Origin of the sequence: Desulfovibrio sp. SGI.169 (assembly GCF_050313595.1) — a bacterium.
Lineage (GTDB): Bacteria > Desulfobacterota > Desulfovibrionia > Desulfovibrionales > Desulfovibrionaceae > Desulfovibrio.
Genome location: NZ_JBNPLS010000016.1, coordinates 38568 through 65097, shown reverse-complemented (window position 1 = coordinate 65097; position 26530 = coordinate 38568). Strand labels below are relative to the sequence as shown.

Below are 26530 nucleotides of genomic sequence, written 5' to 3'. Positions count from 1 at the left end.
GAGTATGCTTTGAACAATCAATCAATCCCTCTAGGGATTAAAGCCTAACTTTGCGTTTGGAGAGGCGGGAGTAAAGATGGACTTTAGCCTTCCAGCCTCGTGGTTTGTAGAAGTATGTCATAGACATCACTCCTTTCCGTGTAACGGTGAGGAGCGTAAGCGCATAGCTTATAGCTTATGGGTGGTAGGTTCCTACCTTGCTATGCACATGCCTACGATGGTTCCGGCCAGCTAATCTAATGATAGCAATTAGTTTCTATTTGTAAATAGAAAAATTTATAGATAATGAGCGAGTTTTTAGGTGGGTTGGGGAAGAGCGGAAAAGAATGTCTGAGGAAAAATAGGGAAGGGATTTTACGATGAATCATGCTATCAACAGCGTTCTTCAATAGAGCCAAAAAGAAAGCAGGGAAGAAACGGACAACCTGTTTCTGCGGCGAGAGCTGCCCAGTCGTTCCCTTTCCTCAGCGCTCACCGAATACGCTCCCGGTAACAGCGTTGCCATTAACGGTCTTGTTTACGAGTCAAGGGGCATAACCCTGAACTGGCATATCCCCGCTTCCGAAGATGACCCCGCGGAACTACAGAACATACGAAACCGCTGGAGGTGCCGGAACTGCGGCAGTTTCGGCACGGCGGCCAGTCGTTCCCTGACCACATGCAGCAATTGCGGCGCGACCCTGACACAGGAGAACTGGCATGAATATCTTGAGCCTGCGGGCTTTGCTGTCGACTTCTTTAGGGAGCCATCCAATAACGTCACACTCGGCATAACAGGTCTGAGTCACGCCGAGGCCAATGTGTGCGCCTGCGGCCCGTGGGTATCTCTGGGGCTTCCCGAAAGGGTCCGCTTCCGCTGCACCACATCCGGCACGGTATTTCATCTCTCCCGCGGTCTTTATGGCAAAGGATACGCGGTATGCCTGGCCTGCGGCAGAGTGGAATCCATCTCCGAAACTGGGGAAATACCCTCTGCCATAAGGAATCATAAAAAACTTCGTGGAGGGAAAAACGAAAATGATCCCGCCAACCATGTCTGTCCCGCCTGCCGGGAAGGTATGGAATGGAAAATAAAAGCACCTCTCTGGCTTGCCAGCGAAAGTAAAACCGACGTCCTTGAGGTGCAGATACGAAAGGAAGACCAGTCCTGGCTCAACGATGAAACACAGGCATTTCCCATAGCCGTCGCCCTGCGCGACGCTCTGGCCGCACGACTTGGCATTCAAGCGGAAGAGCTGGAATGTACTGTAGACACCCGCAAAAGAGAAGATGGCACGATCTGTACCTCCATCTTCGTTTTCGACAAAAATGCCGCAGGCTACGCCTCTTCCGCCGGGGAGTATATGGCGGATCTTCTACGCGACGCGCGCGAGCGTTTGCTATGCAGGAATCATGACTGTGAAACGGCCTGTCCCCACTGTATCCTCAGCTTCGACCTGCGTTATCAGAGTCGGGATCTCGACAGACACAAGGGGCTGGAAGTGCTCACGCCTATCTGGTTCACTCTGCTCGATCTGCCCCCGCAGGCGCGCATTTTCGGCCCTTCGACTGCAACGGAAACCATGCGCCTTGAAGAATCAGTGCTGTCTGCATCCCTGGTGCATCCAGAGGCAACCATCATTCTGCATCTCGGACCACATTCTCTATGGTTGCCCGGCGACGGTGACATGCTGCATCTTCTGGACATTCTAAGACTACGACAAGTACATATCGAGCTGACTCTGGAAAAAGAACTTTACGACAGCTTCAGTCAGGAAGAACGCATGCTTCTTGCTCCCCTTATCCATGGTAGCGTGACCTGCTCCGTTCTTGAGGGTGGCTTTTCTCATCCTCATGCCCGTCTCGCAGTCACCATAGACGACGGGCTGCTGCATCGCTGGGCTGTATACGAAGAAAAGGAAAACCATCTGCTGCTCAAGGGTTGCATGCAAGGAGATGCGGGCACACGCAGACCGCTTCTACAAAAGGATCTTCTGGCAAAATCCGGCAACAGTGCCATCGTGCAGATAGATGGCAACGACAAGACTTCCGTCACAGACTTCGCTCCATGGTTGTGGCACAAACTGCATCAATCTCTTGAAAAAGATCTGGGACGCGACCCCATTGCCTTCCGGCGGCCCATCACACGCATCATGTTTTCCGACAGATACTGCAATTCCCCCCTTACAGTAGTCCTTCTTTACAGGCTGTTGAGCCATCTGAAAGAGCTATATGGCGAGGCATGGGCTTCCCCCACCTTCTTCGTCATGCTCGCAGACCGGATTTCCGGGGAGTATTCCCAAGTGTGGGACAATTGGAGCCGTGCCACAGAACGCGATGAAGCCGTCAGAAGGTTGCTGAACGAACTTGGAACGGTCAAGGTAGTTCCCACGGACAAAAAAATGATGGCCCATGCCCGCTCCCTTTGGCTAGAGTTTCAAGACGGTACGGCACTGACCATCTGGCTCGACCAGGGACTCGGATTTCTCAAGGTGGATCGCAAATGTCCTGACCGGCTGTTTCCCTTCCATGGAACCTGCGAAGAACAAATTATTACACTAAAAAATATGGGGCAGGCTCTCGAAGTAGTTCCGGGCGGAACAGTCATCAGCCTGCAGCTGAACACGGTCTAAAATTTGTCCGACATTGTGCCACGGAAAAACGCTATAATGGATTTTAAGACGAACCAGGCCCGTGGTATTGATATACCTTCTGATATGCAAATGTGTGAGTATCTATTTTAATTACAAATATTTTGAAGCATTATTCATGTAATTGTCTTTGAAGGGCATGAACATATTGGCATTTTTGCTAAAATCAGTGAACGATACTATTTGGAGAGCTTGATAGGAAGTGTTTCTGATTGTATAGAACTCATTTCATAATTCAGCCCAAGGGCTGAATTATGAAGATCATTCGCCCAAAAACGTGGTTTTGGGTTCATTCACGGCGCTTTTCGCGCCGCGCCAGACTTTCGTCTGGCGGTCGAAGCCATTTCATACGAATTATGAAATGACTTCTAGTAAGAGTCAACAAAGGCCAAGATCATCGCAAATGTTTTGGGGTATCTCCAAGGGTATCAATGGGTGAAATTTATAATAAATTATTATATTTCGCTATGATATGTAATTTATTGTCATTCCTCCCTCGCCAGAATTTTGTGTAAAGAGCACCAAGAAGGGAAGCCGGAACTCGTTGAAAACAAACGATTTCCGGCTTTCCCGTTATCCAGCTATGGTAACGAAAACCAAGAAAAACCGCCTCTTGTCTGGGTAACTTTCAGGGTACTCATCCTGTCGGGGGCCATCCTAAACTGCGCGGTTATTCCCATAATGGCAGCCCGGCAGCAGCAAGGTAGGCGTTGATGACCTCCTTACCGCCAATATGATTGACAACCCTGGGCCAGACTTTTTCGCGTACCACTTGCCGCCAAACAGGCTCATCGGAGAGAGCGTCGATTTGCACCCCTGCCTTCTGCAGGGCCTCTCTGGCCTTGGGCCGCTCTTCCTGCTGATAGCGCAGGGAAAGCTCTTGCACATATTGCCCCGCACGCAACAGGATATCCTGCATGTTCGGGGACATCTGGTTAAAGACTTGAAGGCTGATGACCAGTGGCTGCAATAAATAGAGATAATGCAGCTCGGAAATGTATCGCTGCCCGGCCTCATGGAAGCGCATGGCCAAAAAGCCGGTGTGATCATAACATTGCCCATCCACCTCATGGTTCATTAGGGCATTACGGGTCATGTTCCAGTCAATGGGCGAGGGGGTGGCGCCGAGTGCGCGGTAGGTTTCCAGCATGACGAAACTCTGCGGCACGCGAAAGTGCAGGCCCTGCATGTCCTGAAGGCGCGTAATGGGCCGTTTGGAGTTGGATATGTTGCGGAAGCCGCAATATGTCCATGCCAGTATTCGCAGACCGGCCTTTTCAGCATGAGTATTGAGCAGCCGTGCCGCCTCACCGGAGGTAGCGCGCACCACATCCTCCTCACTGGTAAAAAGATAGGGCAGGGTCAGCAAGCCAAGGGCATTGACCATCGGTTCCAGATTAGCCACGCCGCCGAAAGCCATATCCAGTCTGCCAAGCTGGACACGATGAAACTGAAGGGACTCATCCTCACCAAGGCTGCCGCCAGCAGAGGCCAGCTCCACCTTCATGCTGCCCAGACTTTCACGTTCCACATATTCCTTGAAGGCCTTGCCCAGTTCGCCCATCTCCGATTCAATGGGATCACCCAGCGTCAGGTGTAGTTCTCCTTGTGCAGTCAGGGCGTGGGCTGGCACACACAGAAATACCGTGACCACAAACATTACAAGGAAGCGCATTTTGAACATAGTAACCTCGTGCTGGTACGCTTAGGGCGTTGCGTCCATCATATTGGGCAGGAGTATGACAAGCTGCGGGAAGATAACCAGCAGCACTACAGCGGTAATGTTGGCCGCCACCATAGGCAGAGCCTTGATGGAGATATGTTCCAGAGGCTGGTCGGATATGCCCGATGCTATAAACATATTTTCGCCCAGCGGGGGCGTGGAGAATCCGATACCGCAGCAGCAGATGAGTACCAGCCCGAAGTGAATGGGGTCAACCCCGTAGGCAGTCATAATGGGCAACAGGACTGGCGTCACCAGCATGATGATGGCCAGCGTTTCCATGAACATGCCAAGGAAGAGCAGGAAGATGACCACAAAGGTCCAGACCAGATAGACGTTATCGGTGAAACCAAGTACCCAGCTGGCGATTTCGTTGGGTATCTTGTAGGAGGTCAGCAGATAGCCGAAAGCCGTAGCCGTGAAGACCAGTACCAGCACTCGGCCCGTGAGCCAGGTGGTGGTATTGAGCGAGGACATGAAGGCCCGGAGCTTCAGCTCCTTATGAATAAAGATACCCACAAAGACCGTATAGAAGATCGCCACAATGGCCGCCTCGGTGGGAGTGAACCAGCCCGCGTAAATACCACCCAGAATGATGGTAGGAGCCATGATGGACCAGAAGCCATTCCTGATGGTGTGGGCAATATGCCCGGCCGACCATTGCAGACCACTGCTCAGGTCACGGCACTTCATGTAGTGCACCACGCAGAGGGCGGTGGCAATGATGATACCGGGGATGAAGCCAGACATAAACATTTTGGAAATGCTCACCTGCCCGGTAACACCGTAAATGACCATGGGGATGCTGGGGGGGATGATGATACCAATACCTCCGGCCGTGGCCGTGGTGGCGGCTGCGTAAGCTGGGTCATAGCCACGCCGCCGCATGGCAGGAATCATCAGCATCCCCACGGCAGCCGTGGTGGCCGGGCCAGAGCCGGAGATGGCTCCGAAAAAGACACATGACAACACGGTGGAAATGGCCAGCCCGCCGGGGATGGGGCCGACCATAGCCTCAGCTATGTTGACCAGCCGACGCGATATGCCCGATGCTTCCATCAGTGCCCCCGCCAGCACAAAGGCCGGCAAAGCCATAAGCGGGAAAGCCGTAAGCTGGGCAAAGGCCTTTTCAATCATGACGCTTAAGTCAATATCAAGTATCAGGAAGCAAGCCATAGTGCCCACACCAAGGGCTACCATGATGGGGCTGCCTATCAGCAGCAGTAAGAAAAATATGGCAAAGAGCAGGCCGCCAATGGCCATGGGTGTCAAGGCTTCCATCAGGCCCGGCCTCCTTCCCGGCTGTTTTCATCCATGCAGTCTCCGTTGTCAGGCCCATCACTGTCAGCCAGCAGGGCGTGCTGACTTTCCTTGACGGCTTCCTGATCCGGGTCAGCGATCTCTTCCTTTAAAACAAAGCGAATGTAGTTTACCTGTACAATACGGATGGCCATAAGCAGGAAGCTGCATGGAAAGACCAGATAGACCATGCCCAAATCCCAGTCCAGCGCAGGGGTGGCGTAGGGGAATTCCCGCATGTCCATGACGGCGATATAGCCTTCCCAGGCCATGATCAGGCTGAAAGCAAGCCAGATCATGTCGCTCACAAAAAGACAGAAGTCAGTCAGTTTTTTAGGCGCTTTGGCGAACTGGATGGTGACGCGGTTGAGAGCGCACAGGCGCGTAGCGTAACAGGCCCCGAACAGGATGAACCAGATGAAGGCATAACGCGCTATCTCTTCCGTCCAGGGCAGTGACTGATTGATAGCGCGCAGGATGATCTGCATAAAGACCACCACAACAAAAAAGACAAGTAAAAATTGACAGAGATAGCTTTCAAAATGATCCAGTAAGGCTTTGAGGATTTTTTTCACGTTCTCCTCCGGGGCATTGCCTGCGGGGGCGACATCGTGTCACCAGATCAGGCCGGGGCCGCGTGGAGGCCCCGGCCGGGAATCAGGGCAAATTACTTCCATTCAGGCTTGCCAGCGACCTTCAGGTACGCATTGATAGCGTCCTTGCCACCCACAAAATCAGCCATTTCGGGCCAGACCTTTTCCATGGCGGCCTTCTTCCACTGGGCTTCGTCTTCAAGCTGGTCAACGACCAAACCGGCGGCGATGAGTTCCTTCTTGGCGGCTTCGCCGTTTTCCTTCTGGTACTTCAGCACCACTTCCTGCGCGTACTTGCCGGCTTCCACCACCAGCTTCTGCACTTCGGGCCTCATTTTGCGGTAAACGCGCTCGCTCATGACCAGCGGCTGTAGCTGGTAGGTGTAGTGTACTTCCGTCAGATACTTCTGGTTAGCCTCGTTGAACTTCATGGCCTTGAAGCCGATGTAGCCATAGCACTGGCCGTCCACCACGCCCTGCTGGAGGGCGGTGAAGGTTTCGGCCCAGGAGATGGGGGTGGGGCTGCCACCAAAGGCTTTATAGGCGGCGATAAGTACCGCACTCTGCGGAACGCGGAATTTCAGATCCTGCATATCCGCCATTTTCTTGATGGGATGCTTGGAGTTGGAGATGTAGCGGAAGTCAGTATACGTCCATGTCAGCACACGGAAACCGGCCTTGAGCGCGTAGCTGTTGAGCAGTTCGGCGGGCTTGTCATTGGTTCCGGCCACAACTTCATCAAGATTGTCAAAAAGGTAGGGCAGGGTCAGCAGACCAAGCCGCTTTTCAAAGGGGACAAGGTTGGCGATGCCGGCCACGGCAAAGGGCAGAGTCCCCTTTTGCACATTGCGCAGGGTTTCACTTTCATCGCCAAGCGACCCCCCAAAGAAACATTCTACCTTGATGGCGCCCTTGGATTTTTCTTCCAGATACTGCTTAAAGGCGTTGGCCACTACGCCCTGCTCGGAGTCTTCGGGGTCGCCCACAGCCACCTTAAAAGTCTCGGCGGCCACGGCCGAGGTACCCAGCAGAAGCAAAAGAGCCAGGGTAGAAAGGAAGAGTTTTTTCAATGACATCGGGGCCTCCTTGAAAGGGTTACAAGGTTGTCCGTTCCCACCTGAACAGCCCCTGCTGCAAGGTGACGTTCAGGCACAAGCCAAAAGCAGATCTTTCATATGTATCACTCCAGTCTATCCTCCGGCCGGAGCCTGCGGGGAGTGCAGATTTCAGCCGGAGGCACGGAGGATACAAGACGTCAGTTAAAAATACTTCTGTCCGGGTGTTCGCACTTGGGCAGGAAGCGGGTGGGCAATGCCAGTGCGTCACGCCGGAAGAGCGGGGCCAGGCGGGCGCCATCGGTCATGGTTTCATGCCGGCAGCCAAAAGATCCAGCATATCCATGAAGGAGGATCCAAGGATACCGCTGACGCGGTTTACTCCTCCCTGCACCAGAACTTCGGTCATGGCTTCGCTGGGCGTCATTTCGGGCATTGCGGCCTCCCCAAATAGCGTGATTTGACCGGAGCCCTCCCCGCGCCGGCAGGGTGCTTCCGTTTCGGTTTTTGGGAGACCTAGCAAGAACCATGCCTTGGGGACGGTATGGATAACCCATTGAAATAACAGCGTGATTGACAAAAGACATAGCTAATACTAATGCAATTATGGTTTGTTCAACAAGTCATCTTCCCTATACAATGCAAATATGAATTACTTTTGCGTTGAGGAAGTCTATGAATACCCTTTTTGCATCCCTGATGCCCCTGTTTGATCTGCTGCCCCGCCACGTCTGCCTGCTGCTGTGTGAGGGCGAAGACTGGCAGGTGGAGGCGCATACCACGTCCTTTGCCAGCCTGACGCAACGTCTTGAAGCGGACTGCACGCCCCGTGGACTCCTCCTGCGTCACTGGCTGACCAGGCACAGCGCGGGGCAATTCGTACCCGACACCCCCGGAGGACAGCTTGACCTGTGGCTGGCCAATTCCCCCTGGCATCTGGCCTGGCGGCCGACGGGCCCTGACCAGCGCTGCATTCTGCTCTGGGAAGATGTTGAGAATATAGATATGCAGGCCATGGAGAGTTTCAGCCAGGAGCTGTTTGCCATCACCAACCATATGCATGATGGGCTGTGGGTCATTGACGGGCAGGGCATTACCCTGCATGTCAACGAGGCCCTGCGCCGTATTGCGGCCATTGACCCACAGGAAATGATTGGTAAATCGGTCAGTATCCCTCTTAATGAGGGCAAATTTTCTGCGGCAGTTACACTGGAGGCCCTTGAGCAGAAAAAAATTATCACCCGTTTTGATGACTACCCCAACGGCAGCCGCTGCCTTAACACAAGCACTCCCATCTTCGACAAGCAGGGCAATGTCTGGCGGGTGGTGGCCTGCATTCGCGACATCAGCGAACTGGAATATCTTCAGAGGGGACTGGCCGATGCCGAACGGCTGGGCTACCTGCAAGGCAAAGCCGGTGATTTTTATCACGATGACGAAGATCGCCTGATCGCTACCAGCACTATCATGCGCCGCTGCATGAGCGGACTGGACAGGGCGGCCAAATCCCCTTCGGGTATCCTCATTCTTGGCGAGACAGGTACGGGCAAAACTTACGCTGCCTCGTGGATACACCAGCGCAGTAACCGCGCCGACGGCCCTTTCATTGCCGTGAACTGCGCGGCCATCCCGCCGTCGCTCATAGAGTCGGAACTGTTCGGCTATGACAAGGGGGCTTTTACCGGGGCTAGCCGCAACGGGCGCAAGGGCTATTTTGAGCTGGCCGACAAGGGAACGCTGCTCCTGGACGAGATAGGCGAACTGCCTCTGAATATGCAGGCCAAAATCCTGCATGTACTGGATGGACAGGGCTTTCGCAAGATAGGCGGCGAAAAGGAGATACGGGTGGATGTGCGCATTATCGCCGCCACCAACCGCTCACTTGACCAGCTTGTCAACGAGGGGAGATTCCGGGCCGATCTCTACTACCGTCTCCGTGTTCTGAGTATTCAAATGCCCCCCCTGCGCGAACACCCCGAAGACATTGTGCCGCTGATGATGTTCTTCCTCGGCAGGACGTGCAGGCGGTACAAGATTAGCAAAACTTTCTCCCCCAAGGTCATTGAGTGCTTTTGCAGACATCCCTGGCCGGGCAATGTGCGGGAGCTGAAGGCTGCCGTGGAGTTTTTGGCCAGCATGAGCGAGGGCAGCCTCATCTCCCTGCGTGACCTGCCGTCCTATCTGATGGGCGGGATGAAGGATGTCCGCCTGTCGGAAGAAGAGGTGGACACGAGACAGAGTTGCGGAGAGAATGACGGCAAAGGATGTCAGGCGTCCGTTTACGGCAACACGTCTGCGGCTGCACAGGAGGATGGTGCCCCCGGTCCGCCCGCGGGGGGCTTCCGCCAGGCTGTAGAAGAGCTGGAGCGCAGCCTTATTTCTCGCGCTCTGCGTGAGACGGGCAGCACATATAAGGCGGCGGCACGGCTGGGCATCAGCCAGTCCACGGTCGTCCGCAAGGCCCGGCAACTGGGCGTCAGATTGCACGAGATAAAGACCGGCAACGGCAAAACCGGCGACGTTGCCGCCGCCGGTTCAGACAATGCTCCGTGATGAAAGTACCTAGCCCAGCACTTCTCTGATGGACTCGTCAAGAGCGTTGACGATGATGTCCACTTCGGCTCTGGTGACGATATAGGCCGGGGCCAGGTTGATGATATTGTTACGGCCCGCAAAGCTGCGGTTTGTGCGTCCCACGAGAACGCCACGCTTGGCCATTGCCCCGCAGATGGCGATGATCTTTTCTTCCGGCAGCGGGGTCTTGCTGGCCTTGTCTTCTACAAATTCCACGCCCTGCAGCAGCCCCTTGCCGCGCACATCGCCTACATTGGCATGGGCCAGCAGACCACGCAGTCCTTCCTGCGTATAGTCGCCCATAGCCACAACGTTATCAAGCAGGTTTTCTTCCTCAATTATCCTGATATTTTCCAGAGCCGCCGCCTGGGCTGCCATGCAGCCGCCAAAGGTGCTGATGTCGCGGAAGTAGGCCAGCTTGTCGCCGCCCGCCTGCAAATCTTTGAATATCTCTTCGGTTGTCACCGTACAGGAGATGGGCATATAGGCACTGGCAACGCCCTTGGCCATGGTCACGATGTCGGGCTGGACGTTGAAATGCTGATAGCCGAACCACTTGCCTGTCCGGCCAAGGCCGCAGACTACTTCATCCATGATCAGCAGCAGTCCGTACTTCTTGCAGATTTCGCTGATGGTTTCATAATAGCCGTCCGGCGGCACGATGATGCCGCCACCCGCAGTGATGGGCTCCACAATGACGGCACCCACAGTGTCGGGATCTTCCTTCTGCACCACAATCTCAAGTTCGCGGGCAAATTTTTCGCCTAAGTCAGGTGTACCTTCGGGATAGGGCGAGCGGTAGGCAAGACAGGCCGGGAACTCCACAAAACCGGGAGTAAAGGGGCCGTATTGCTCACGGCGTTCCTCCTGCCCGCAGGAACTCAGGGTACTGATGGTGGTTCCGTGATAATCGCGGTTACGGTAGACGATCTTGTATTTTTTACCGCCGTGCTTGAGCTGCGAAATCTGGCGCACCATTTTATAGGCTTTTTCATTGGCCTCGGAGCCGCTGCTGGAAATATAGACACGCGAAAAGCCAGGCATGTGCGAAAGCAGCTTTTCCGAGAAATCAATGGTAGGCAGGCTGCCGCAACTGGCGGCATAGAAGGGGATCTTCTTCATCTGTTCGGCTGCGGCATTGGCAATACGCTCACGCCCGTAGCCCACGTTGACGCACCAGACACCGCCGGAGGTGGCGTCAAGATATTCCTTGCCGTTGATGTCCTTGATATAGAGGCCCTTGCCCTCGGTGACAATCATGGGCGCGTTGCCCTGATGCAGCGTGAGGTGATGCCAGACATTGGCTATGTCGCCGCTGACATAGTCTTGCGTGCTTTTGGACATGGGCTTTTCTCCTTGGGAATGGGGGTTGCAGTGGTGCCGCAAAGGGCTTGCCGCAAGAAAAGCAATATCTATGCCACGCATGTAACATTGTGAATAAAATATATTTTTTATATGTACATCCTGGCAGCGATGCAAAATAAACTTGTCGTGGACGCAAACAGGGCGTACCGCCTGTGGCGGGACGCCCTGTTCTTCTATCTGGCCTGGCTGTTCACCAACGTGCCGACAGCATCCAGCCTTAGGGCATTTTACTCTATCCCCTGGCCATCTGCACCAGCCGTCCCACGCTGGTGGAGGCATCGCCGGTCATCAGAATAGCATTGTCACGGGTGTAGAGGGGATTGGGAACCCCGGCATAGCCCGGTCTTTCATCATAGTTGCAAATGATGATGTTTTTGCGGTCCTCCTCCCCACACGAAGAAAACCGTACAGGGCGCAGCCATGCCTTCACCAACTTGCGCTCTCAATGCCAAAGACGTGCCAATACCTCCAATCTTAATTGAAACAAGTGTCTTCAAGGATATATGCGCCTTTGCAGCCCGTGAGCGACAAGATTTGTTCCGAATCAGCAATGCAAAATTGCATTGTTCTGCTCAGACAGCCCTGCATGAACCAAAAACGGTTTGTTAGACTGTTTGCCAAAGTCGACCATTGGCGATATGAACAGGATATGTCTCTGAACATTGCACTTGTGGCGCTTGCCGCCGCCCTGCTGCACGCCCTCTGGAACATCATCGTCAGGGGTGGCGGGAACAAAGCTCTATGAAACAGGACTCAACGCCCCTGGCGGCGGGCTGGGGGCCCTGTTTCTGCCCCCGCTGGCTGCACCGCTGTCGGCAGCGGCGCGGTCGTGGCCGGGCGTCTCCCGTCTTTGCCATTTTACCTATTATCTCTGTGTGGCCGCAGCCTACCGACAGGCAGACACCTCCTTCAGTTATACCATCATGCGCGGTTGCGCCCCTCTGCTGACCTCATTGATCATGCTGCTGGCGGGTACGGGCCTGAACTTCTCGTCCTGGTGTGGAATTCTGTTACTGTGCTGTGGCATCCTCTGCCTAGCCGGAGGCGGACCCTCTTGACGGCAAGCGCGCCTTTGGGCCACAATCCGCTTATGCCATCGGACGATCTTCCTCCAGACCCCGCCCAACAGAATATCCCCGTGGTGGGAGAGGCGGAAAGCGGTCAGAAAATACTTCAGTTTCTGCAGCGGCGGCTCAATCTGCCGCCCGCCCTGCTGCACCGCTGGATACGCACAGGCCAGGTGCGGCTCAACGGCGGTCGCTGCAAGCCGTTCGCGCGCGTCCAAACGGGCGATATGCTCCGCCTGCCGCCCTTTGCCCTGAAAATGGCCGCCCAAAGCGGGGCCGCGCCGACCACGGCGGCGACCCAGGCCCCACCTCCGCCCGAAGGGGATCAGGGGCGCATCCCCCCCCTGCCGCCCGTGGTGGGAACGGCAGGGGCCATCTGGGCCCTGCGCAAGCCCGCCGGCCTGCCGACCCATCCGGGCACCGGCCACAGCGACAGTCTGGCCACCCGCCTTGCCGCCCGCTACGACCAGGCGGCCTTCAGGCCCACCCCCGCCCACCGACTGGACAAGGATACTTCCGGCGTCCTGCTGGTGGCCGCCAGCTTCGAGGCCTTGCGCCGGCTTCAGGAAGCCATTCGCGAACGCGCCCTGATCAAGGAATATGTGGCCTGGGTGCGCGGGGGCTGGCCCTGGGCTGAAACCCGGCTGCTGCGCCACCATCTGCGCAAGGAAACCGCGCGCGGCTATGAAAAAATGCGCGCCGTAAACGCGAACGGCGCGGCCCGCGAGGCCCTCTGCCTGGTCCGGCCCCTGCGCGTCCGCGCGGGCGAAAGCCTGTTGCTGATCCGCCTGTTCACAGGCCGGACGCATCAGATCAGGGTGCAACTGGCAAGCCTGGGGCACCCGGTGCTGGGCGACGCCAAGTACGGCCCGCAGGCCCGGCCCGCCGAATCGGGCCCCATGTACCTGCACGCCCTGCGCGTGATCCTGCCGGGCGGCCGCGTGTTCGCCTGTCTGCCGGACTGGGCCGGGGAACATGCCGTGAGCGTGCTGCCGGAAGTCATGGCCGCCCCGGCGAACCTGCCCCCGGAAATTCCCGTGGCCGAAAGCTTTCCTTTGGCCGGAAATGAAGCTATATAATTCCCTTTGCACCGTAACATCCCGGCGGTCGTCAGCCCGCCGCGCCACCAAGGGAACGCCGTGTCCGACTCTCTTCCGTATATCGTGCTGGTGGGCCGCCCCAATGTGGGCAAGTCCACCTTGTTCAACCGCCTGATACGCAGCAACCGGGCCATCACCCATGACAGGCCCGGCGTCACGCGCGACCGCATGGAAGGTCTGGTGCGCCGCAAGGGCCTGCCCCCTTTTGGCATTGTGGATACCGGCGGCATCACTCTGGACGCGCACGCCGCCGTGGCTGAAGGCCCCGAAGGCATCCGGGGCTTTGAGCGGGATATCCTGGCCCAGGCCGAGGCCGCCCTGGCCGGAGCCGCCGCGGCGGCTTTTGTGGTGGACGGACGCGACGGCCTTTTGCCGCTGGACGAGCACCTGGCCGCGCATGTGCGGCGTATGGGCCTGCCCACCCTCTGCGTGGTCAACAAGGTGGACGGCATGGAACGCGAAGACGAGCAGATGGCCGAATTTCACCGGCTGGGCTTTCCGCTGCTGCCCGTCTCGGCGGAGCACGGCTACAACATCAACGCCCTGTGCGAAGACCTGGCCGCCCTGCTGCCCGAAGACGCCGCCGCCGAAGCTCCGGCCCCGCCGGTCTTGCGACTTGCCATGCTGGGCCGCCCCAACGCGGGCAAGTCATCCATGATCAACGCTCTGGCCGGCGAGGAACGGATGATCGTTTCCGATGTGGCCGGCACCACCCGCGACAGTGTGGACGTGCGCTTTCATCTCGACGGGCGGGACTATGTCTTTGTGGACACCGCCGGGGTTCGCCGCCGCACCCGCATCACGGACAGCGTTGAAAAATTTTCCGTCAACGCGGCCATCAAGTCCAGCACCAAGGCCGACGTGACCCTGCTCATCCTGGACGCCACCGAAGGTGCAAGCCAGCAGGACAAGCGGCTCATGGACATGCTGGACACGCGCAAAACGCCCTTTATGGTTCTGATCAACAAATGCGATCTGGCGCCGCGCGGCGCACTGGGCACGCTCAAGGCAAATGTGGCCGAGACGCTGTCATTTTGCAGGCATGTGCCCGTTCTGGCGGTTTCGGCCCTGACCGGGGCGGGGCTCAGAAAAATCCTGCCGCTGGCCCGGCAAATTCATGAGGAATGCCAGGCGCGCATTCCCACAGGGCAGCTCAACCGGGCCATGGAAGAGGTGCTCGCCAGGCATCAACCGCCGGTGGTCAAACGCGTGCGGGCCAAGTTTTTTTATCTTACGCAGGCCGAAACAGCGCCGCCGACCTTTGTCTTTTTTGTCAGCGACGCCGAGCGCGTGCCGGAAAGCTATACCCGCTACCTGGAACGCGCGTTGCGCAAAATCTTCGGCATCAGCCACGCGCCCATGCGCATCCGCCTGCGTTCCAGCCACAAAAAGAAAAGCTGAGGCGACGCGTTACGGAAAAGCCGCGCGGCGTCCGCATTGACAGCATACGCGCAATAATGCAATAGAAAGGCCCTATCCATTCGCGGAGCGCGCTCCGCATGCACATTTTTCGGAGGAGGAGCAGATGAAAAAAGGCATGACCTGGCTTGCGGCAATGGCTTTCTGCGTGACGCTGACCGCGCCCGCCCTGGCCGCGGAGTCCGTTAAAATCGGCGTGCAGGGAGCCCATTCCGGCGACCTCGCCTCCTATGGCGTTCCCAGCCTGAACGCCGCCAAGCTCGTTGTGGATGAAGCCAACGCCAGGGGCGGCGTCCTCGGCCAGCAGGTGGAGGTCATCTCCCAGGACGACCAGTGCAAGCCCGAAATGGCCACCAACGCGGCCACCAAGCTGATTTCCGACAAGGTCGGCGTGGTCATCGGCCCCATCTGCTCCGGCCCCACCAAGGCCGCTCTGCCTCTGTTCCAGGAAGCCAACCTTATTTCCGTCTCTCCCACGGCCACCACGCCCGGCCTGACCGAAGACGGCAAAAATCCGCTCTTCTTCCGCACTGTGGCCAACGACAACGCGCAGGCCAGGCTGACCAGCGACTTCATGCTCAACAAGCTGCACGCCAAAAAAATCGCCTATCTGCATGACAACGGCGACTACGGCAAGGGCTTTGCCGACAACAACCGCGCGCTGATGGAAAAGGCCGGCGCGGAAACCGTGCTTTTTGAGGCCGTCACCCCGGATGCGGTGGACTTTTCCGCGGTGGTGCGCAAGCTGCGCCGCGCCAAGCCCGACATCGTGGTATTCGGCGGGTATCAGCCCGTGGCCTCCAAACTGATCCAACAGATGCGCCGGGATCGCCTGACGACCCCGTTCATCGGCCCCGACGGCGTGAAGGACGAAACCTTCCTGAAAATGACCGGCAAGGACAGCGAAGGCGTCTATGCCTCCTACCCCAAAGACACCAGCACCCTGCCCGAATACAAGAAGGCGCGCGAGGCGCACGTCAAGGCCTACGGCAGCGAACCCGGCTTTGGCTACTACAATGCCTACGCCGCCGCCCAGTGCCTGCTGGCCGCCATTGAAAAAACGGGCGGCACTGACACGGCCAAAATCAAGGAAGCGCTGCGCGCCAACCCGGTGGACACCCCGCTGGGCAAGATCAGCTTCAACGAAAAGGGCGACGCGGCCGGTATGGCGCTTTCCATCTATCAAGTCAAAAACGGCAAGTTTGTGGAGCTGGATCACAGCATCACGTTGCAATAACACTGGCGGGGACGCGGCGGACGCCGCCTCTCTTTTTCGCCCCGCGGCGGCGCGGCGGCCTTCGGGCCATGCCGCGCCCGCCGCGCGGTGATTGCGCGCGATTCACATTTCGGGCGTTTTGCGGCATTCACCAGGCATCCGGCGGGCCAATGCCCGCGCGCGGGTAAGCATGGACATCCAATTTTTTGTAGAGCTCTTTTTCGGCGGGCTGACCCGGGGCAGCATCTACGCCCTGATCGCTCTGGGCTATACCCTGGTATACGGCATCATTGAGCTCATCAACTTCGCTCACGGCGAAATCTATATGCTCGGAGCCTTCACGGCCCTTCTGGTGGCCGGGGCGCTGGGCATATACGGCTTTCCGGCCGGGGGCATTCTGATCGTGGCCGCCCTGTCCGCCGTGATCTGGTGCGCCGCCTATGGCTATACGCTGGAAAAGGTGGCCTACAAGCCCCTGCGCGGCGCGCCGCGCCTTTCTCCGCTGATTTCGGCCATCGGCATGTCCATCTTTTTGCAGAATTATGTGCTGCTGGCCCAGACCTCCGACTTCGTGCCCTTCCCCCGCCTGTTGCCTGAAATGGAATTTCTGGAATACGTCAACTACGTCATGGGGCCCAGCGACTTTCTGATTCTTCTGGTCAGCACGCTGGCCATGGTTTCCCTGTCGCTTTTCATCCGCTACACCCGCATGGGCAAGGCCATGCGCGCCACGGCCCAGAATCGTAAGATGGCCCTTCTGCTGGGCATCAACGCCGACAGAATCATTTCCCTGACGTTCATCGTCGGCTCGGCCCTGGCCGCGCTGGGCGGCGTGCTGATCGCCTCGCACATGGGTCAGGTCAACTTCGGCATCGGTTTTCTGGCGGGTCTCAAGGCGTTCACGGCGGCGGTGCTCGGCGGCATCGGCTCCATCCCCGGGGCTATGGTGGGCGGGCTTGTGCTGGGCCTGGCCGAGAGCTTCACCACCGGCTATTTCTCCGGTAACTATGAAGATATTCTGGCCTTCGGCATTCTGATTCTGATTCTGATTTTCCGCCCCGACGGCATTCTGGGCAAAGCCAAGGTACAGAAGGTGTAGCATGCGGCGCGTATTCAAGGCTGTGCTCACGGCCATCTGGTTCATGGCGCTGACCCTGCCGGTCATGGGCGTCAAGCTGAACACGCTTGACCAGACCGTGCATTGGCGTTTTGACCGCATTCTCTGGCTGGGCGCGGGGGTTTTTGTGCTGGCCGTCATCTGGGACTGGTGCTTTTCGCGCAAGGCCAGGGGCCTGCCGCTGCTGCGCCTGCCGGAAGGCTTTGGTGCGGGCCTGCGGAATTTGAGCGGGCGGCCCCGCCTCAAGGCGGGCGGCCTGGTTCTTCTGGCGCTGTTCATGCTGAGCATGCCCCTGATCAGCTCCTTTTACCAGACCAATATCATGATTTCGGCCCTGCTGTATGTCATGCTGGCGCTGGGCCTGAACATCGTGGTGGGGCTGGCCGGCCAGCTGGTACTGGGCTATGTGGCGTTTTACGCCGTGGGGGCCTATGCCTACGGCCTGCTTTACCAGTTTCTGGGCTGGGGCTTCTGGGCCTGTCTGCCTGTGGGCGGCATGCTGGCCGTACTTTTCGGCCTGGCCCTGGGCTTTCCGGTGCTGCGCCTGCGGGGCGACTACCTGGCCATTGTCACCCTCGGCTTCGGCGAAATCGTGCGACTGGCCCTCCAAAACTGGACCAGCCTCACCGGCGGCCCGCGCGGCGTCAGCGACATCCCCCGGCCCGGCTTTTTCGGCCTGGAAATGGATATCAACGCCTCCACCATCTATGTTTACTATCTGGTGCTGGCGGCGGTGGTCGTCACCATCGTCATGATTTCGCGCCTCAAGAATTCGCGTGTGGGGCTGGCCCTGCAGGCCCTGCGCGAGGATGAGATCGCCTGCGAGGCCATGGGCATCGACATAACCCGCGTCAAGCTTTCGGCCTTTGCCCTGGGTTCCTGCTGGGCCGGTTTCGCGGGCGTCATTTTCGCGGCCAAGACCACTTACATCAACCCCTCCAGCTTCACCTTCATGGAATCGGCCATGATTCTCTCCATGGTGGTGCTGGGCGGCATGGGTTCCATTGCGGGCGTGGTTATTGCGGCCATGATTCTGATTCTGGCTCCGGAATATCTGCGCGCCTTTTCCGAATACCGTATGCTGATCTTCGGCGCCATCATGGTGATCATGATGATTTTCCGGCCACAGGGCCTGATCAGCGGCGAACGCCGCCGCTACAGGATCAGCGCCCTGCACGGGGCCCACACTGGAGGCGGGGCATGAGGCCGGTGCTGGAAGTTTCGGGTCTTTCCCAGGATTTCGGCGGTCTGCGCGCCCTGAGCGATCTTGACCTGCGCGTGAACGCCAATGAGATTGTGGCCCTCATCGGCCCCAACGGCGCGGGCAAAACCACGTTTTTCAACTGCGTCACCGGCATCTACACGCCCACCGAGGGCAAGATGTTTCTTTATGACGCCAATAACGAAAAGCATCTGCTCAATGGCAGAAAGCCGCATATCATCACCGCCATGGGCATGGCCCGCACCTTTCAGAACATCCGCCTGTTCAGCGACATGACCGTGCTGGAGAACGTCATGGTGGGTCGCCACTGCCGCACCCGCGCGGGCATCTGGGGCGCGCTTTCCCGTGACGGCCGCACCCGCCGCGAGGAACAGGAAAGCATTGACATCAGTTATGCCTTGCTGGAGAGCCTGCATCTGCAGGGGCTCTGGAACGAGAAGGCCCGCAATCTGGCCTACGGCGCCCAGCGTCGCCTGGAAATCGCCCGCGCTCTTGCCACCGAGCCGCGCATGCTGCTGCTGGATGAACCCGCCGCGGGCATGAACCCCCAGGAAACTCATGAGCTGGAAATTCTGGTGCGCGGCATCCGCGACGCGCGGAACCTCTCCATCCTGCTCATTGAGCACGACATGAGCATGGTCATGTCCCTTTCGGACCGCATCTACGTCATGGAATACGGCTCTTGCATCGCCATGGGCAAACCTGAGGAAGTGCGGGTCAACCCGCGCGTGATCAAGGCCTATCTGGGAGAAAGCGATGCTTGAGCTCCGCAATGTGGACACCTATTACGGCAACATTCAGGCCCTGCGCGGGGTTTCCCTGCGCGTGAACGATGGAGAGATCGTCACCCTGATCGGCGCCAACGGCGCGGGCAAGTCCACTACCCTGATGACCATTTGCGGCATCAACCGACCGCGCCAGGGTGAAATCATCTGGAACGGCGCCCCCATCCACGAGCTGCCGCCGCATGAAATCGTGACGCTGGGCATCTCACAGGTGCCGGAAGGCCGCCTGATCTTCCCGGATCTCAGCGTACGCGAAAATCTGGATCTCGGCGCGTTTCTGCGCCGGGACAGCCAAGGCGTCAAAGAAGACATGGACTATGTGTTCAGCCTCTTCCCCATTCTGGCCGAACGCCGCCGCCAGGCGGGCGGCACCCTTTCCGGCGGCGAGCAGCAGATGCTGGCCATCAGCCGCGCGCTCATGGGCCGCCCCAGGCTGCTGCTGCTGGACGAGCCCTCGCTGGGCCTCGCGCCCATCATCATCCAGCAGATATTTTCCATCATCCGCAAGGTCAACGCCGACGGCACCACGGTTTTTCTGGTGGAGCAGAACGCCAACCAGGCCCTGCGCATCGCCCATCGCGGCTATGTGATGGAAAACGGTCGCATCGTCATGGAGGACACGGCCGCCAATCTGCTGCAAAGCAACGAAGTGCGCAGCGCCTACCTCGGCATATGACGCGAGTTGGCACGGAGCCGGGCGGGACAGCGCCGCGACATCGGAGCGGCCGCAATGCGCTCTGCGGCGTCGGCTCCGATGGAGGCGTGAAACCCGCGGGTCAGCACACGGGATTCTGGCTGCTGGATATTTTCAAATGCAACATGCTCTGACACCGGCCGTTTCTTCGCGGGCCGCTCACTGTACATCCGCCGGGTCATTGCGGCCGGCGCCCAGCAAGCGTCTGAAGGTGGTGTAGCTCAAGCCCAGTTGCCGGGCGGCGCGCTTCTGATTGCCGCCGCAGACGGCCAGCGCCTCCCGCGCCATGTCCAGACGAATCTTCGCCAGCCGCTCCTTGAAGGATTGCGGCGCGCCAGGCGACGCCGCCACGCCGGCGGCGTGTTCGGATGCGGCGGGCGCGGGAAGGGGCCGGGGGCAGGGCGGCGACGCCGGGGGCTGCGGGGCGGGCAAAGCCTGACCGGGGCTGCCCCAGCTGTCAAAGACCTCGAGAAAGCACTGGAGGTCATGCTTTCTTTCCCCCAGAAGGATGGCGTAGGTATCCATTACCGCCATGAGCTCGCGCACATTGCCCGGCCAGTGATAGCTCATAAGCCGGGCACGAATTTCCGGCAAAAGGGCGGCCTCTGTTTTGCCTCTGCGCGCCAGCGCGCATCGAGCCAGGCGCAGAATATCCTCCCCGCGCTCCCGCAAGGGGGGCAGACTGAGGCTCAGACCTTTCAGGCGGTAAAAGAGATCCGCCCGAAACTTGCCCCGCGTGACCAGCTCATGCAGCGGCGTATGCGAGGCGGAAATAATGCGCACATCCACGGGGATGATTCTGTCGCCCCCGACGCGCATGATCTCCTTGGCCTCCAGGACGCGCAGCAGGCGGGCCTGCATGGCCAGCCCGACGCCGCCTATCTCGTCCAGAAAAAGGGTGCCCTTGTGGGCCAGCTCAAACAAGCCTTGCTTGCCGCCCTTGCGCGCCCCGGTGAACGCGCCTTCCTCATAGCCGAACAGCTCGCTTTCCAGCAGATTTTCGGGCAGGGCCGAGCAGTTGATCGGCACAAAGGGTTCGTTGTAGCGCGGGCTGGCCATGTGCAGGGAATGGGCCACCAGTTCCTTGCCGCTGCCTGTTTCGCCCAGGATGAGCACGGGCACGTCCGTGGCGGCGTACATGCGCACTTTTCGCTTCAGCAGCCGCATGGGGGCGCAGTCGCCGTGCAGGTCATCGAGGTCATGCTTGGCGATGAAGCCGCGTTCATGCAGGTCTTTGCGAATCTTCAGGTGCATTCCCTGCAGCGATTCCACATCATGAATAAAAACGACCACGCCGCGATTTTCGGCGCTGATGTTCACCGGAAAGCTGGAGATGAACATCCTGCGGTTGCGAATGTCCACCAGAACATCCTCGCGCGGCCGGGCGTCGGCCAGCACATCCGCCACAAGCAGCTTTTCAAAAAAAGGGGCAAGGGCGTCGCCGCTTTCCACATTGAGCAGGCGCAACGCCACCGCATTGGCGAACAACACCTTGTTATTCTTGCCGATGAAAAGCATGCCCTCCTTGGAGAACGCCAGCATGTCCTTGAGGCTGTCGATCCAGTTCTGCTCCATCCGGCGCGAACGGGCGAGGGCCAGCGCCCGCGCGAAGGCGTTGCGGATATTTTCGGGCCGGGGTTCGTCCAGAAAGGTAACGCCGCCAAGACGGGCCATGGCAAGGGCCGTGGCCCCGCCCCCCACCGCCACGCGCACCCCCTTCTTGATGAGAGCCGCCAGCTTGCGCTCAAGCGTGCGCTGATCCATATAGCGCACGTCATGGATATGCATGCCGGTGAGCGACTCCATCAGGGCAATGTCGCGGCGTTCCGCCTCATGCGCGGTGAGGATGACCTCATGCGTCTCTTTGCCGGCCTTGAGCAGAGCCTTGAGCAAATCCATATCCGAGCGCTCGATGAAGACTGTCTGCTGGCTGTGCTTGCAGTAGACGGCCTCACGCGACCCGCCGTGGCAAACCAGCACTTCACAGCCTTTGGCCAGAAGGGCCGCGGCGTCATCCAGCGCGCTCTCATGCGTAGTCACGCAAATATGGCAGGCGATCCCCTCCCGCGCGGTGAAATCGCGCACAATGGCGGCCACGGAAGCGGAGTGAACCATAACGCCGAAAAGAGCGCCTTCGTCTGATTCATAAGCGTTTTTGCGCATAACATATCCATTTTTGTCGTACCGAATATCTAAAAATAACCTACCCTTCTTTTTGCGTCAACGGCAATACACCCTTAACATATTGATATAAAAAATTATTCATATACTGGTATGTTCTGTGCAAACATTCTCATGCAGTCTGCAATCCGGAGTCGGCGGACTCAGGAAGTCATTTCACCGCGCGCTGAGCCGGCGCGGCGCGAAAAACGCCGCGCATGAGCCAAAAACCCGCTTTGGGGGCGCGTGCGCTTCACTGTTCAGCCCTTGGGTTGCACAGTGGAACGAGTTTTAATGAAAAAGGAAGGGCAGATGATCGTTTCCGTGGATCTCTATGATTTGCGCTTGCCGCTGAAGGTGCCTTACGGCAATTCTCTTGGCGTCCTGCGGGAGTTTAACACCTTTCTGACCGTTCTCACGGATGACGACGGCCGGGTGGGCATGGGCGAAGGCACGCCGGCGCAACCCGGCTACCAGTGGGAAACGCCGGAAAGCATTTGGAGCTTTGTGCAGAGCAAGGCGTCCGAGGTGCTGGGCAAAAGCGCCGATGAGGCGCACGCGCTGCTGCTCGGCTCGAAGAACGAATTTCCGCTGGCGTGCACCAGTTATCTGACCGCTCTTGAAGAATTGCGGCAAGTCCCTGTGCTGACAATGCCGCAGGAAGGCATCCGGCTGCCGCTGGTGGGCATTGTCAACCCTCCTCAGGGTTCAAGCCTTGAGAGTCATCTTGAAGAGCGTCTGCGTCAGGGCTTCACCACCCTGAAAGTCAAAGTGGGCTTCGCGGTGGATGAAGATATTCGCAAAGTGCGGAAGATACAGGATGTGGTGGGCCATGCCGCCCAACTGCGGCTGGACGCCAATCAGGCCTATACGCCGGAAGAGGCTTTGCGCTTCGTCAACAGCGTCAAACCCGACAATATCGAATTGCTGGAGCAGCCCTTTGCGGCCAGGCAGTGGGAACCCATGCGGGAGTTGGCCCCCCGCTCGCCGCTGCCTCTCATGCTGGACGAATCCATCTTCAATGAAGAGGATGTCAGGCTCACAGGCCAATACGGCTGCGCCCAGTTCATCAAGTTCAAGCTCATGAAGTCCGCCAGCGCCGTCAGCATGCGGCAGCAGATGGAAATGGCGCGCGGCTACGGCATCAAGGTGCTCATCGGCAACGGGGTATCCTCCGACCTGGGCTGTTACCATGAAAGCCTTATCGCGGCGCGATGCGGCGTTACTTTCGCGGGCGAGCAAAACGGCTATCTCAAGCCGGCGCGCCCCCTGTTCAGGGAACCGCTGGGCTTTGCCGACGGGCATATCCGCATCCCGGCAGACTACAGGCGGGAGCTTGATCCAGATGTCCTGCAAAAATACAGCCGTGAACAGCGGCATCTGAGCCGGATGTCCTGAACGCGCCGCAATGCCGGGCGCAAAAATAAAGACAGCGGCGAGCGACCGCAATGCCGGCTCCGCCGCTTTTTGAAAAAACCCTCAAACACGGAGACGGGTCAGATGAAGAAATTTGCTCTGTTGGCGGCACTGTCCATGTTTTGCCTGGCGGCTCTTGCGGGACAGCCCCACGCCGAGGCGCGGCATGTCTTGCGGATGCACGTCAACCAGCCTGTGGCGGATACCTCGTATCACTATATCTACGCCCTGCAGCTGGCGGAAAAAATAACCGGCGAGACGCAGGGGGCGGTCAAGTTCGACATCTATCCCGGCGCCCAGCTCGGCCCCGACCCGCAGGTGCTTCAGCAGGTGGCTGCGGGCGCGATTCAGACGGCCTCCCTGCCCTTCACCAACATGGTCAACATCTATGAACCGCTGAATGTTTTTACCCTGCCTTTTCTGTTCAATGATTTCAGGGCGGCCTCCCGCGCTCTGAACGGCCCCACGGCCGCCAAAATATACCAGGATTTTGAAAAGGCGTCCGGCGTCAAGATTCTTGCCGTTTACAACGGCGGCGCCAGAGGCGTCACCAACAGCAAAAAGCCCATCAATGCGGTGGCGGATTTCGCGTCGCTCAAGATTCGGGTTCCCTTCAACCCCATTCTGGTTGAAATGATCAAGGCCTTTGGCGCCAACGCCACCACCATGGACGGCAATGAGGTTTTCACCGCGCTGCAGCAGCGGGCCGTGGACGGGCAGGAGTCCGCCATCGCGTGGAGCTACGACCAGGGCTACGGCGAAGTGCAAAAGTACCTGACCATCACCAACCACGGTTTTACCCCCACCTGCTTCGTCATCAACGCGGCCTGTTTCTATTCCCTGCCTGAAGACGTGCAGAATAAGCTGACCAAAGCCGCCAAAGAAGCCGCCATCTATGTGGACGGCTTTTGCGAAATGTACGATCTGGCCGTCATCGACAAATATCGCGCCGCGGGCCTGGAAGTCACCAGGGTCAAACCTGATGAACTGCGCCCCCGGGTGAAAGACATCTGGGCGAAGATGGCTGAAAAGATCGGCGGCATGGATATTATCAACGGTCTGATCAAGGATGGAGAAAGCAAGCTGAAGTAAGCGGGGCGACGCTTCCTCCGACCGCGGCGGCGGGCCCTCCGCATGGGGCGGAAAGCCCGCCGCCGCGCCATACACAGCCGGCTCGCCCTCCTTTGCGCCGACGGAGAGGCTGAGCATGAACAGGCGGCCTGAGGCGCGGACTGCACCGGCGCAGTGAACAATCCATTCGGAGATGTGTGAACGTATGGCGACCCAACAGAAAAAAAGATTCCCAAGCGTACGCGACGTACTGCAAAATCTGGATTATTATGTTGCGGCCGTATGTATGCTTATCGTTACGGCATACTGTTTCATCAATGTGATTTCGAGATTTATATTCGGCAAAACATCTGCCGAACTGGATGAGTTAAATATTATTATTTTCATATGGTTTTTATATGCATCAATAACATATTGTGTTCGCATAGATAAGCATATCAGGGTTGAATTTCTTGACGCCTACATATCTGAAAAATGGAAAACAATCTTGCGAATTGTTGCTGATACGGTATGGGTTGTCTTTTCTCTATATATCACTTATGCCGGCATTCAGCTGATAATATTCAACACAAAGTTTATCGCCAGAACATCCATGCTGCAAATACCTGTATTTATTATTTACTCCATTATTTTCATTTCTTTCCTTGCCATGTCTGTTTTCCTGGCGCGGAACATTTACGCCAGTTTCAAACACCTGCGACAGCTTATGCTCCGCAAGGGAGACAACTGATATGAGTATAGCCATAACCCTTGTCGGCCTGCTGCTTTTCCTGATGTTCATTCAGGTGCCCATCGGGTTTGCCCTGGTCATTTCAAGCGCCGTTGCCTTCACAATCTACAATGTTCCCATTCATATCCTGGCCCAAAACCTGTACACCGGCGTCAGCTCGTTCACCTGGATAGCCATCCCCATGTTTATTCTCGCCGGCAATCTGATGTCGCGCGGCGGGCTTTCACGGCGGCTGGTAAATTTTTCAGAAGCCATTCTGGGCACTATCCGCGGCGGCGTCGGCATGACGACCATTTTCGCCTCGGCCTTCTTTGCCTCCATTTCCGGCGCGTCGCCGGCAACCTGCGCGGCCATCGGCTCTGTCATGGTGCCTGAAATGAAGCAGCGCAACTACCCCGAAAAATTCGCCGCGGGCATCGCCGCCTCAGGCGGCGTGCTGGGGGTGCTCATTCCGCCAAGCATCAGCTTTGTGGCCTACGGCGTGCTGGCGCAGGTTTCGGTCGCCAAACTTTTTCTGGCCGGCATCATACCCGGCATCCTGACGGCCATGGTCATGGTTGTCGTCACCTATCTGCTTGCCAGAAAATATCTCAAGGACGGCGCGGGCAACAGCAGCAAGCGTTTTTCGCTCAGGCAGATTTTTCAGACCGGCTGCCAGGGCTTTTTTTCGCTCATGGCTCCGGTGCTCATTTTGGGCGGCATCTACATGGGCGTTTTTACTCCCACCGAATCGGCCGTGGTGGCCGTCTTTTACGGACTGGCCGTGGGCCTTTTTTACAGGGAGCTGGACTGGGAAGGCTTTTGGGAGTGCGTGCGCGCCACCGTGACGACCACCGGCACGCTGGCCATCATCTGGGCGGCGGCCGCCAGCTATTCATATATCCTGACCATCAGCAACGTGGCGCAAAACACGGTTATCGCCTTTCAGGGCATTTCAAGCAGCCCCATTGTTGTGGTCTTGCTGCTGTCGGCCATCGTTGTGGTGCTGGGCTGTTTTATCAACTCCATGGGCATGATCATCCTGCTGACCCCCATTTTTGTGCCCATTCTGAAATCCGTGGGCTTTGACCCCCTGGTGTTCGGCATTCTTTTCGTGCTGCTCTGCGAAATCGGCTATCTCACGCCGCCAGTGGGCACAAACCTCTTTGTGGCCCGCGCGCTCGTTCAAAAGGCGGATGTGCTTGAGATAGCCACGGTCTGCATCCCGTACATGATATGTCTTTACGCCATGATGCTGTTTTTCCTCTTTTTTCCTGAAGTGGTGTCATTCATCCCCAATCTGACGGACTAGGAG

General features: G+C 57.9%; 21 protein-coding genes. 13 read left to right on the top strand and 8 right to left on the bottom strand.

Annotated features, from left to right (window positions below; all coding sequences use genetic code 11):
• The first annotated feature begins 1058 nt into the window (after window positions 1-1058).
• Window positions 1059-2612, top strand: a complete 1554-nt coding sequence (locus ACQRA4_RS09415; protein ID WP_427822821.1) for a DUF1998 domain-containing protein — start codon at window positions 1059-1061, stop codon at window positions 2610-2612.
• Window positions 2613-3300: 688 nt separating this feature from the next.
• On the opposite strand, the gene ACQRA4_RS09410 is transcribed toward ACQRA4_RS09415, so the two are convergent.
• The 5 genes from ACQRA4_RS09410 to ACQRA4_RS09390 form a co-directional block, all read right to left on the bottom strand.
• Window positions 3301-4314 carry a TRAP transporter substrate-binding protein gene (locus ACQRA4_RS09410; protein WP_427822820.1) on the bottom strand — a complete coding sequence of 338 codons (1014 nt, stop codon included), beginning with the start codon at window positions 4312-4314 and terminating at the stop codon, window positions 3301-3303.
• A 21-nt stretch (window positions 4315-4335) separates the two neighbouring features.
• On the bottom strand, window positions 4336-5634 hold the full coding sequence (locus ACQRA4_RS09405; protein ID WP_427822819.1) for a TRAP transporter large permease: 1299 nt from the start codon (window positions 5632-5634) through the stop codon (window positions 4336-4338).
• Entirely contained in the window at window positions 5634-6227 is a 594-nt protein-coding gene (locus ACQRA4_RS09400) for a TRAP transporter small permease (protein ID WP_427822818.1), read from the bottom strand. Before ACQRA4_RS09400 ends, ACQRA4_RS09405 begins: the two co-directional genes overlap by 1 nt.
• A gap of 92 nt (window positions 6228-6319) precedes the next feature.
• On the bottom strand, window positions 6320-7321 hold the full coding sequence (locus ACQRA4_RS09395) for a TRAP transporter substrate-binding protein (RefSeq protein WP_427822817.1): 1002 nt from the start codon (window positions 7319-7321) through the stop codon (window positions 6320-6322).
• A 283-nt stretch (window positions 7322-7604) separates the two neighbouring features.
• Window positions 7605-7736, bottom strand: coding sequence for a hypothetical protein (locus ACQRA4_RS09390; RefSeq protein WP_427822816.1), 132 nt, complete (start codon window positions 7734-7736; stop codon window positions 7605-7607).
• Between the two features lie 239 nt (window positions 7737-7975).
• On the opposite strand from ACQRA4_RS09390, the gene ACQRA4_RS09385 reads away from it, so the two are divergent.
• Window positions 7976-9853 (top strand): sigma-54 interaction domain-containing protein, encoded by a 1878-nt coding sequence (locus ACQRA4_RS09385; RefSeq protein WP_427822815.1) that lies wholly within the window; start codon window positions 7976-7978, stop codon window positions 9851-9853.
• Window positions 9854-9862: 9 nt separating this feature from the next.
• Here the strand turns inward: ACQRA4_RS09385 and ACQRA4_RS09380 are convergent, their stop codons facing one another.
• Complete coding sequence (locus ACQRA4_RS09380) at window positions 9863-11218, bottom strand: aspartate aminotransferase family protein (RefSeq protein ID WP_427822814.1); 1356 nt, start codon at window positions 11216-11218, stop codon at window positions 9863-9865.
• Window positions 11219-11471: 253 nt separating this feature from the next.
• Window positions 11472-11669 carry an NAD(P)(+) transhydrogenase (Re/Si-specific) subunit beta gene (locus ACQRA4_RS09375; protein ID WP_427822813.1) on the bottom strand — a complete coding sequence of 66 codons (198 nt, stop codon included), beginning with the start codon at window positions 11667-11669 and terminating at the stop codon, window positions 11472-11474.
• A 660-nt stretch (window positions 11670-12329) separates the two neighbouring features.
• Between ACQRA4_RS09375 and ACQRA4_RS09370 the strand changes: the two genes are divergently transcribed.
• The 7 genes from ACQRA4_RS09370 to ACQRA4_RS09340 all read left to right on the top strand — a co-directional run bounded on the left by ACQRA4_RS09370 (window position 12330) and on the right by ACQRA4_RS09340 (window position 19841).
• Window positions 12330-13385 (top strand): RluA family pseudouridine synthase, encoded by a 1056-nt coding sequence (locus ACQRA4_RS09370; protein WP_427822812.1) that lies wholly within the window; start codon window positions 12330-12332, stop codon window positions 13383-13385.
• 60 nt (window positions 13386-13445) lie between these two features.
• Window positions 13446-14807, top strand: coding sequence for a ribosome biogenesis GTPase Der (gene der / locus ACQRA4_RS09365; RefSeq protein WP_427822811.1), 1362 nt, complete (start codon window positions 13446-13448; stop codon window positions 14805-14807).
• Window positions 14808-14931: 124 nt separating this feature from the next.
• Entirely contained in the window at window positions 14932-16062 is a 1131-nt protein-coding gene (locus tag ACQRA4_RS09360) for a branched-chain amino acid ABC transporter substrate-binding protein (protein ID WP_427822810.1), read from the top strand.
• 169 nt (window positions 16063-16231) lie between these two features.
• A complete protein-coding gene (locus tag ACQRA4_RS09355; RefSeq protein WP_427822809.1) occupies window positions 16232-17140 on the top strand; it encodes a branched-chain amino acid ABC transporter permease in 909 nt (302 codons plus the stop codon).
• Window position 17141: 1 nt separating this feature from the next.
• Window positions 17142-18362 (top strand): ABC transporter permease subunit, encoded by a 1221-nt coding sequence (locus ACQRA4_RS09350; RefSeq protein ID WP_427822808.1) that lies wholly within the window; start codon window positions 17142-17144, stop codon window positions 18360-18362.
• Window positions 18359-19144, top strand: coding sequence for an ABC transporter ATP-binding protein (locus ACQRA4_RS09345; RefSeq protein ID WP_427822807.1), 786 nt, complete (start codon window positions 18359-18361; stop codon window positions 19142-19144). Before ACQRA4_RS09350 ends, ACQRA4_RS09345 begins: the two co-directional genes overlap by 4 nt.
• Window positions 19137-19841, top strand: coding sequence for an ABC transporter ATP-binding protein (locus tag ACQRA4_RS09340; protein ID WP_427822806.1), 705 nt, complete (start codon window positions 19137-19139; stop codon window positions 19839-19841). The genes ACQRA4_RS09345 and ACQRA4_RS09340 overlap by 8 nt, the downstream gene beginning before the upstream one ends.
• 177 nt (window positions 19842-20018) lie before the next feature.
• Here ACQRA4_RS09340 and ACQRA4_RS09335 read toward each other — a convergent pair whose 3' ends face one another.
• Entirely contained in the window at window positions 20019-22022 is a 2004-nt protein-coding gene (locus ACQRA4_RS09335; RefSeq protein ID WP_427822805.1) for a sigma-54 interaction domain-containing protein, read from the bottom strand.
• A gap of 309 nt (window positions 22023-22331) precedes the next feature.
• On the opposite strand from ACQRA4_RS09335, the gene ACQRA4_RS09330 reads away from it, so the two are divergent.
• The 4 genes from ACQRA4_RS09330 to ACQRA4_RS09315 all read left to right on the top strand — a co-directional run bounded on the left by ACQRA4_RS09330 (window position 22332) and on the right by ACQRA4_RS09315 (window position 26527).
• On the top strand, window positions 22332-23417 hold the full coding sequence (locus ACQRA4_RS09330) for a mandelate racemase/muconate lactonizing enzyme family protein (protein WP_427822804.1): 1086 nt from the start codon (window positions 22332-22334) through the stop codon (window positions 23415-23417).
• Between the two features lie 102 nt (window positions 23418-23519).
• Complete coding sequence (locus tag ACQRA4_RS09325; RefSeq protein WP_427822803.1) at window positions 23520-24527, top strand: TRAP transporter substrate-binding protein; 1008 nt, start codon at window positions 23520-23522, stop codon at window positions 24525-24527.
• Between the two features lie 184 nt (window positions 24528-24711).
• On the top strand, window positions 24712-25236 hold the full coding sequence (locus ACQRA4_RS09320; RefSeq protein WP_427822802.1) for a TRAP transporter small permease: 525 nt from the start codon (window positions 24712-24714) through the stop codon (window positions 25234-25236).
• 1 nt (window position 25237) lies between these two features.
• Complete coding sequence (locus ACQRA4_RS09315; protein ID WP_427822801.1) at window positions 25238-26527, top strand: TRAP transporter large permease; 1290 nt, start codon at window positions 25238-25240, stop codon at window positions 26525-26527.
• Window positions 26528-26530: the final 3 nt, after the last annotated feature.

Coding starts and splice junctions, on each gene's coding strand:
- ACQRA4_RS09415 (WP_427822821.1), top strand. CDS start 1,059: ATGGAATGGAAAATAAAAGCACCTCTCTGGCTTGCCAGCGAAAGTAAA.
- ACQRA4_RS09315 (WP_427822801.1), top strand. CDS start 25,238: ATGAGTATAGCCATAACCCTTGTCGGCCTGCTGCTTTTCCTGATGTTC.
- ACQRA4_RS09360 (WP_427822810.1), top strand. CDS start 14,932: ATGAAAAAAGGCATGACCTGGCTTGCGGCAATGGCTTTCTGCGTGACG.
- ACQRA4_RS09330 (WP_427822804.1), top strand. CDS start 22,332: ATGATCGTTTCCGTGGATCTCTATGATTTGCGCTTGCCGCTGAAGGTG.
- ACQRA4_RS09370 (WP_427822812.1), top strand. CDS start 12,330: ATGCCATCGGACGATCTTCCTCCAGACCCCGCCCAACAGAATATCCCC.
- ACQRA4_RS09340 (WP_427822806.1), top strand. CDS start 19,137: ATGCTTGAGCTCCGCAATGTGGACACCTATTACGGCAACATTCAGGCC.
- ACQRA4_RS09335 (WP_427822805.1), bottom strand. CDS start 22,022: ATGCGCAAAAACGCTTATGAATCAGACGAAGGCGCTCTTTTCGGCGTT.
- ACQRA4_RS09320 (WP_427822802.1), top strand. CDS start 24,712: ATGGCGACCCAACAGAAAAAAAGATTCCCAAGCGTACGCGACGTACTG.
- ACQRA4_RS09405 (WP_427822819.1), bottom strand. CDS start 5,634: ATGGAAGCCTTGACACCCATGGCCATTGGCGGCCTGCTCTTTGCCATA.
- ACQRA4_RS09390 (WP_427822816.1), bottom strand. CDS start 7,736: ATGCCCGAAATGACGCCCAGCGAAGCCATGACCGAAGTTCTGGTGCAG.
- ACQRA4_RS09350 (WP_427822808.1), top strand. CDS start 17,142: ATGCGGCGCGTATTCAAGGCTGTGCTCACGGCCATCTGGTTCATGGCG.
- ACQRA4_RS09380 (WP_427822814.1), bottom strand. CDS start 11,218: ATGTCCAAAAGCACGCAAGACTATGTCAGCGGCGACATAGCCAATGTC.
- ACQRA4_RS09345 (WP_427822807.1), top strand. CDS start 18,359: ATGAGGCCGGTGCTGGAAGTTTCGGGTCTTTCCCAGGATTTCGGCGGT.
- ACQRA4_RS09385 (WP_427822815.1), top strand. CDS start 7,976: ATGAATACCCTTTTTGCATCCCTGATGCCCCTGTTTGATCTGCTGCCC.
- ACQRA4_RS09325 (WP_427822803.1), top strand. CDS start 23,520: ATGAAGAAATTTGCTCTGTTGGCGGCACTGTCCATGTTTTGCCTGGCG.
- ACQRA4_RS09395 (WP_427822817.1), bottom strand. CDS start 7,321: ATGTCATTGAAAAAACTCTTCCTTTCTACCCTGGCTCTTTTGCTTCTG.
- ACQRA4_RS09410 (WP_427822820.1), bottom strand. CDS start 4,314: ATGTTCAAAATGCGCTTCCTTGTAATGTTTGTGGTCACGGTATTTCTG.
- ACQRA4_RS09355 (WP_427822809.1), top strand. CDS start 16,232: ATGGACATCCAATTTTTTGTAGAGCTCTTTTTCGGCGGGCTGACCCGG.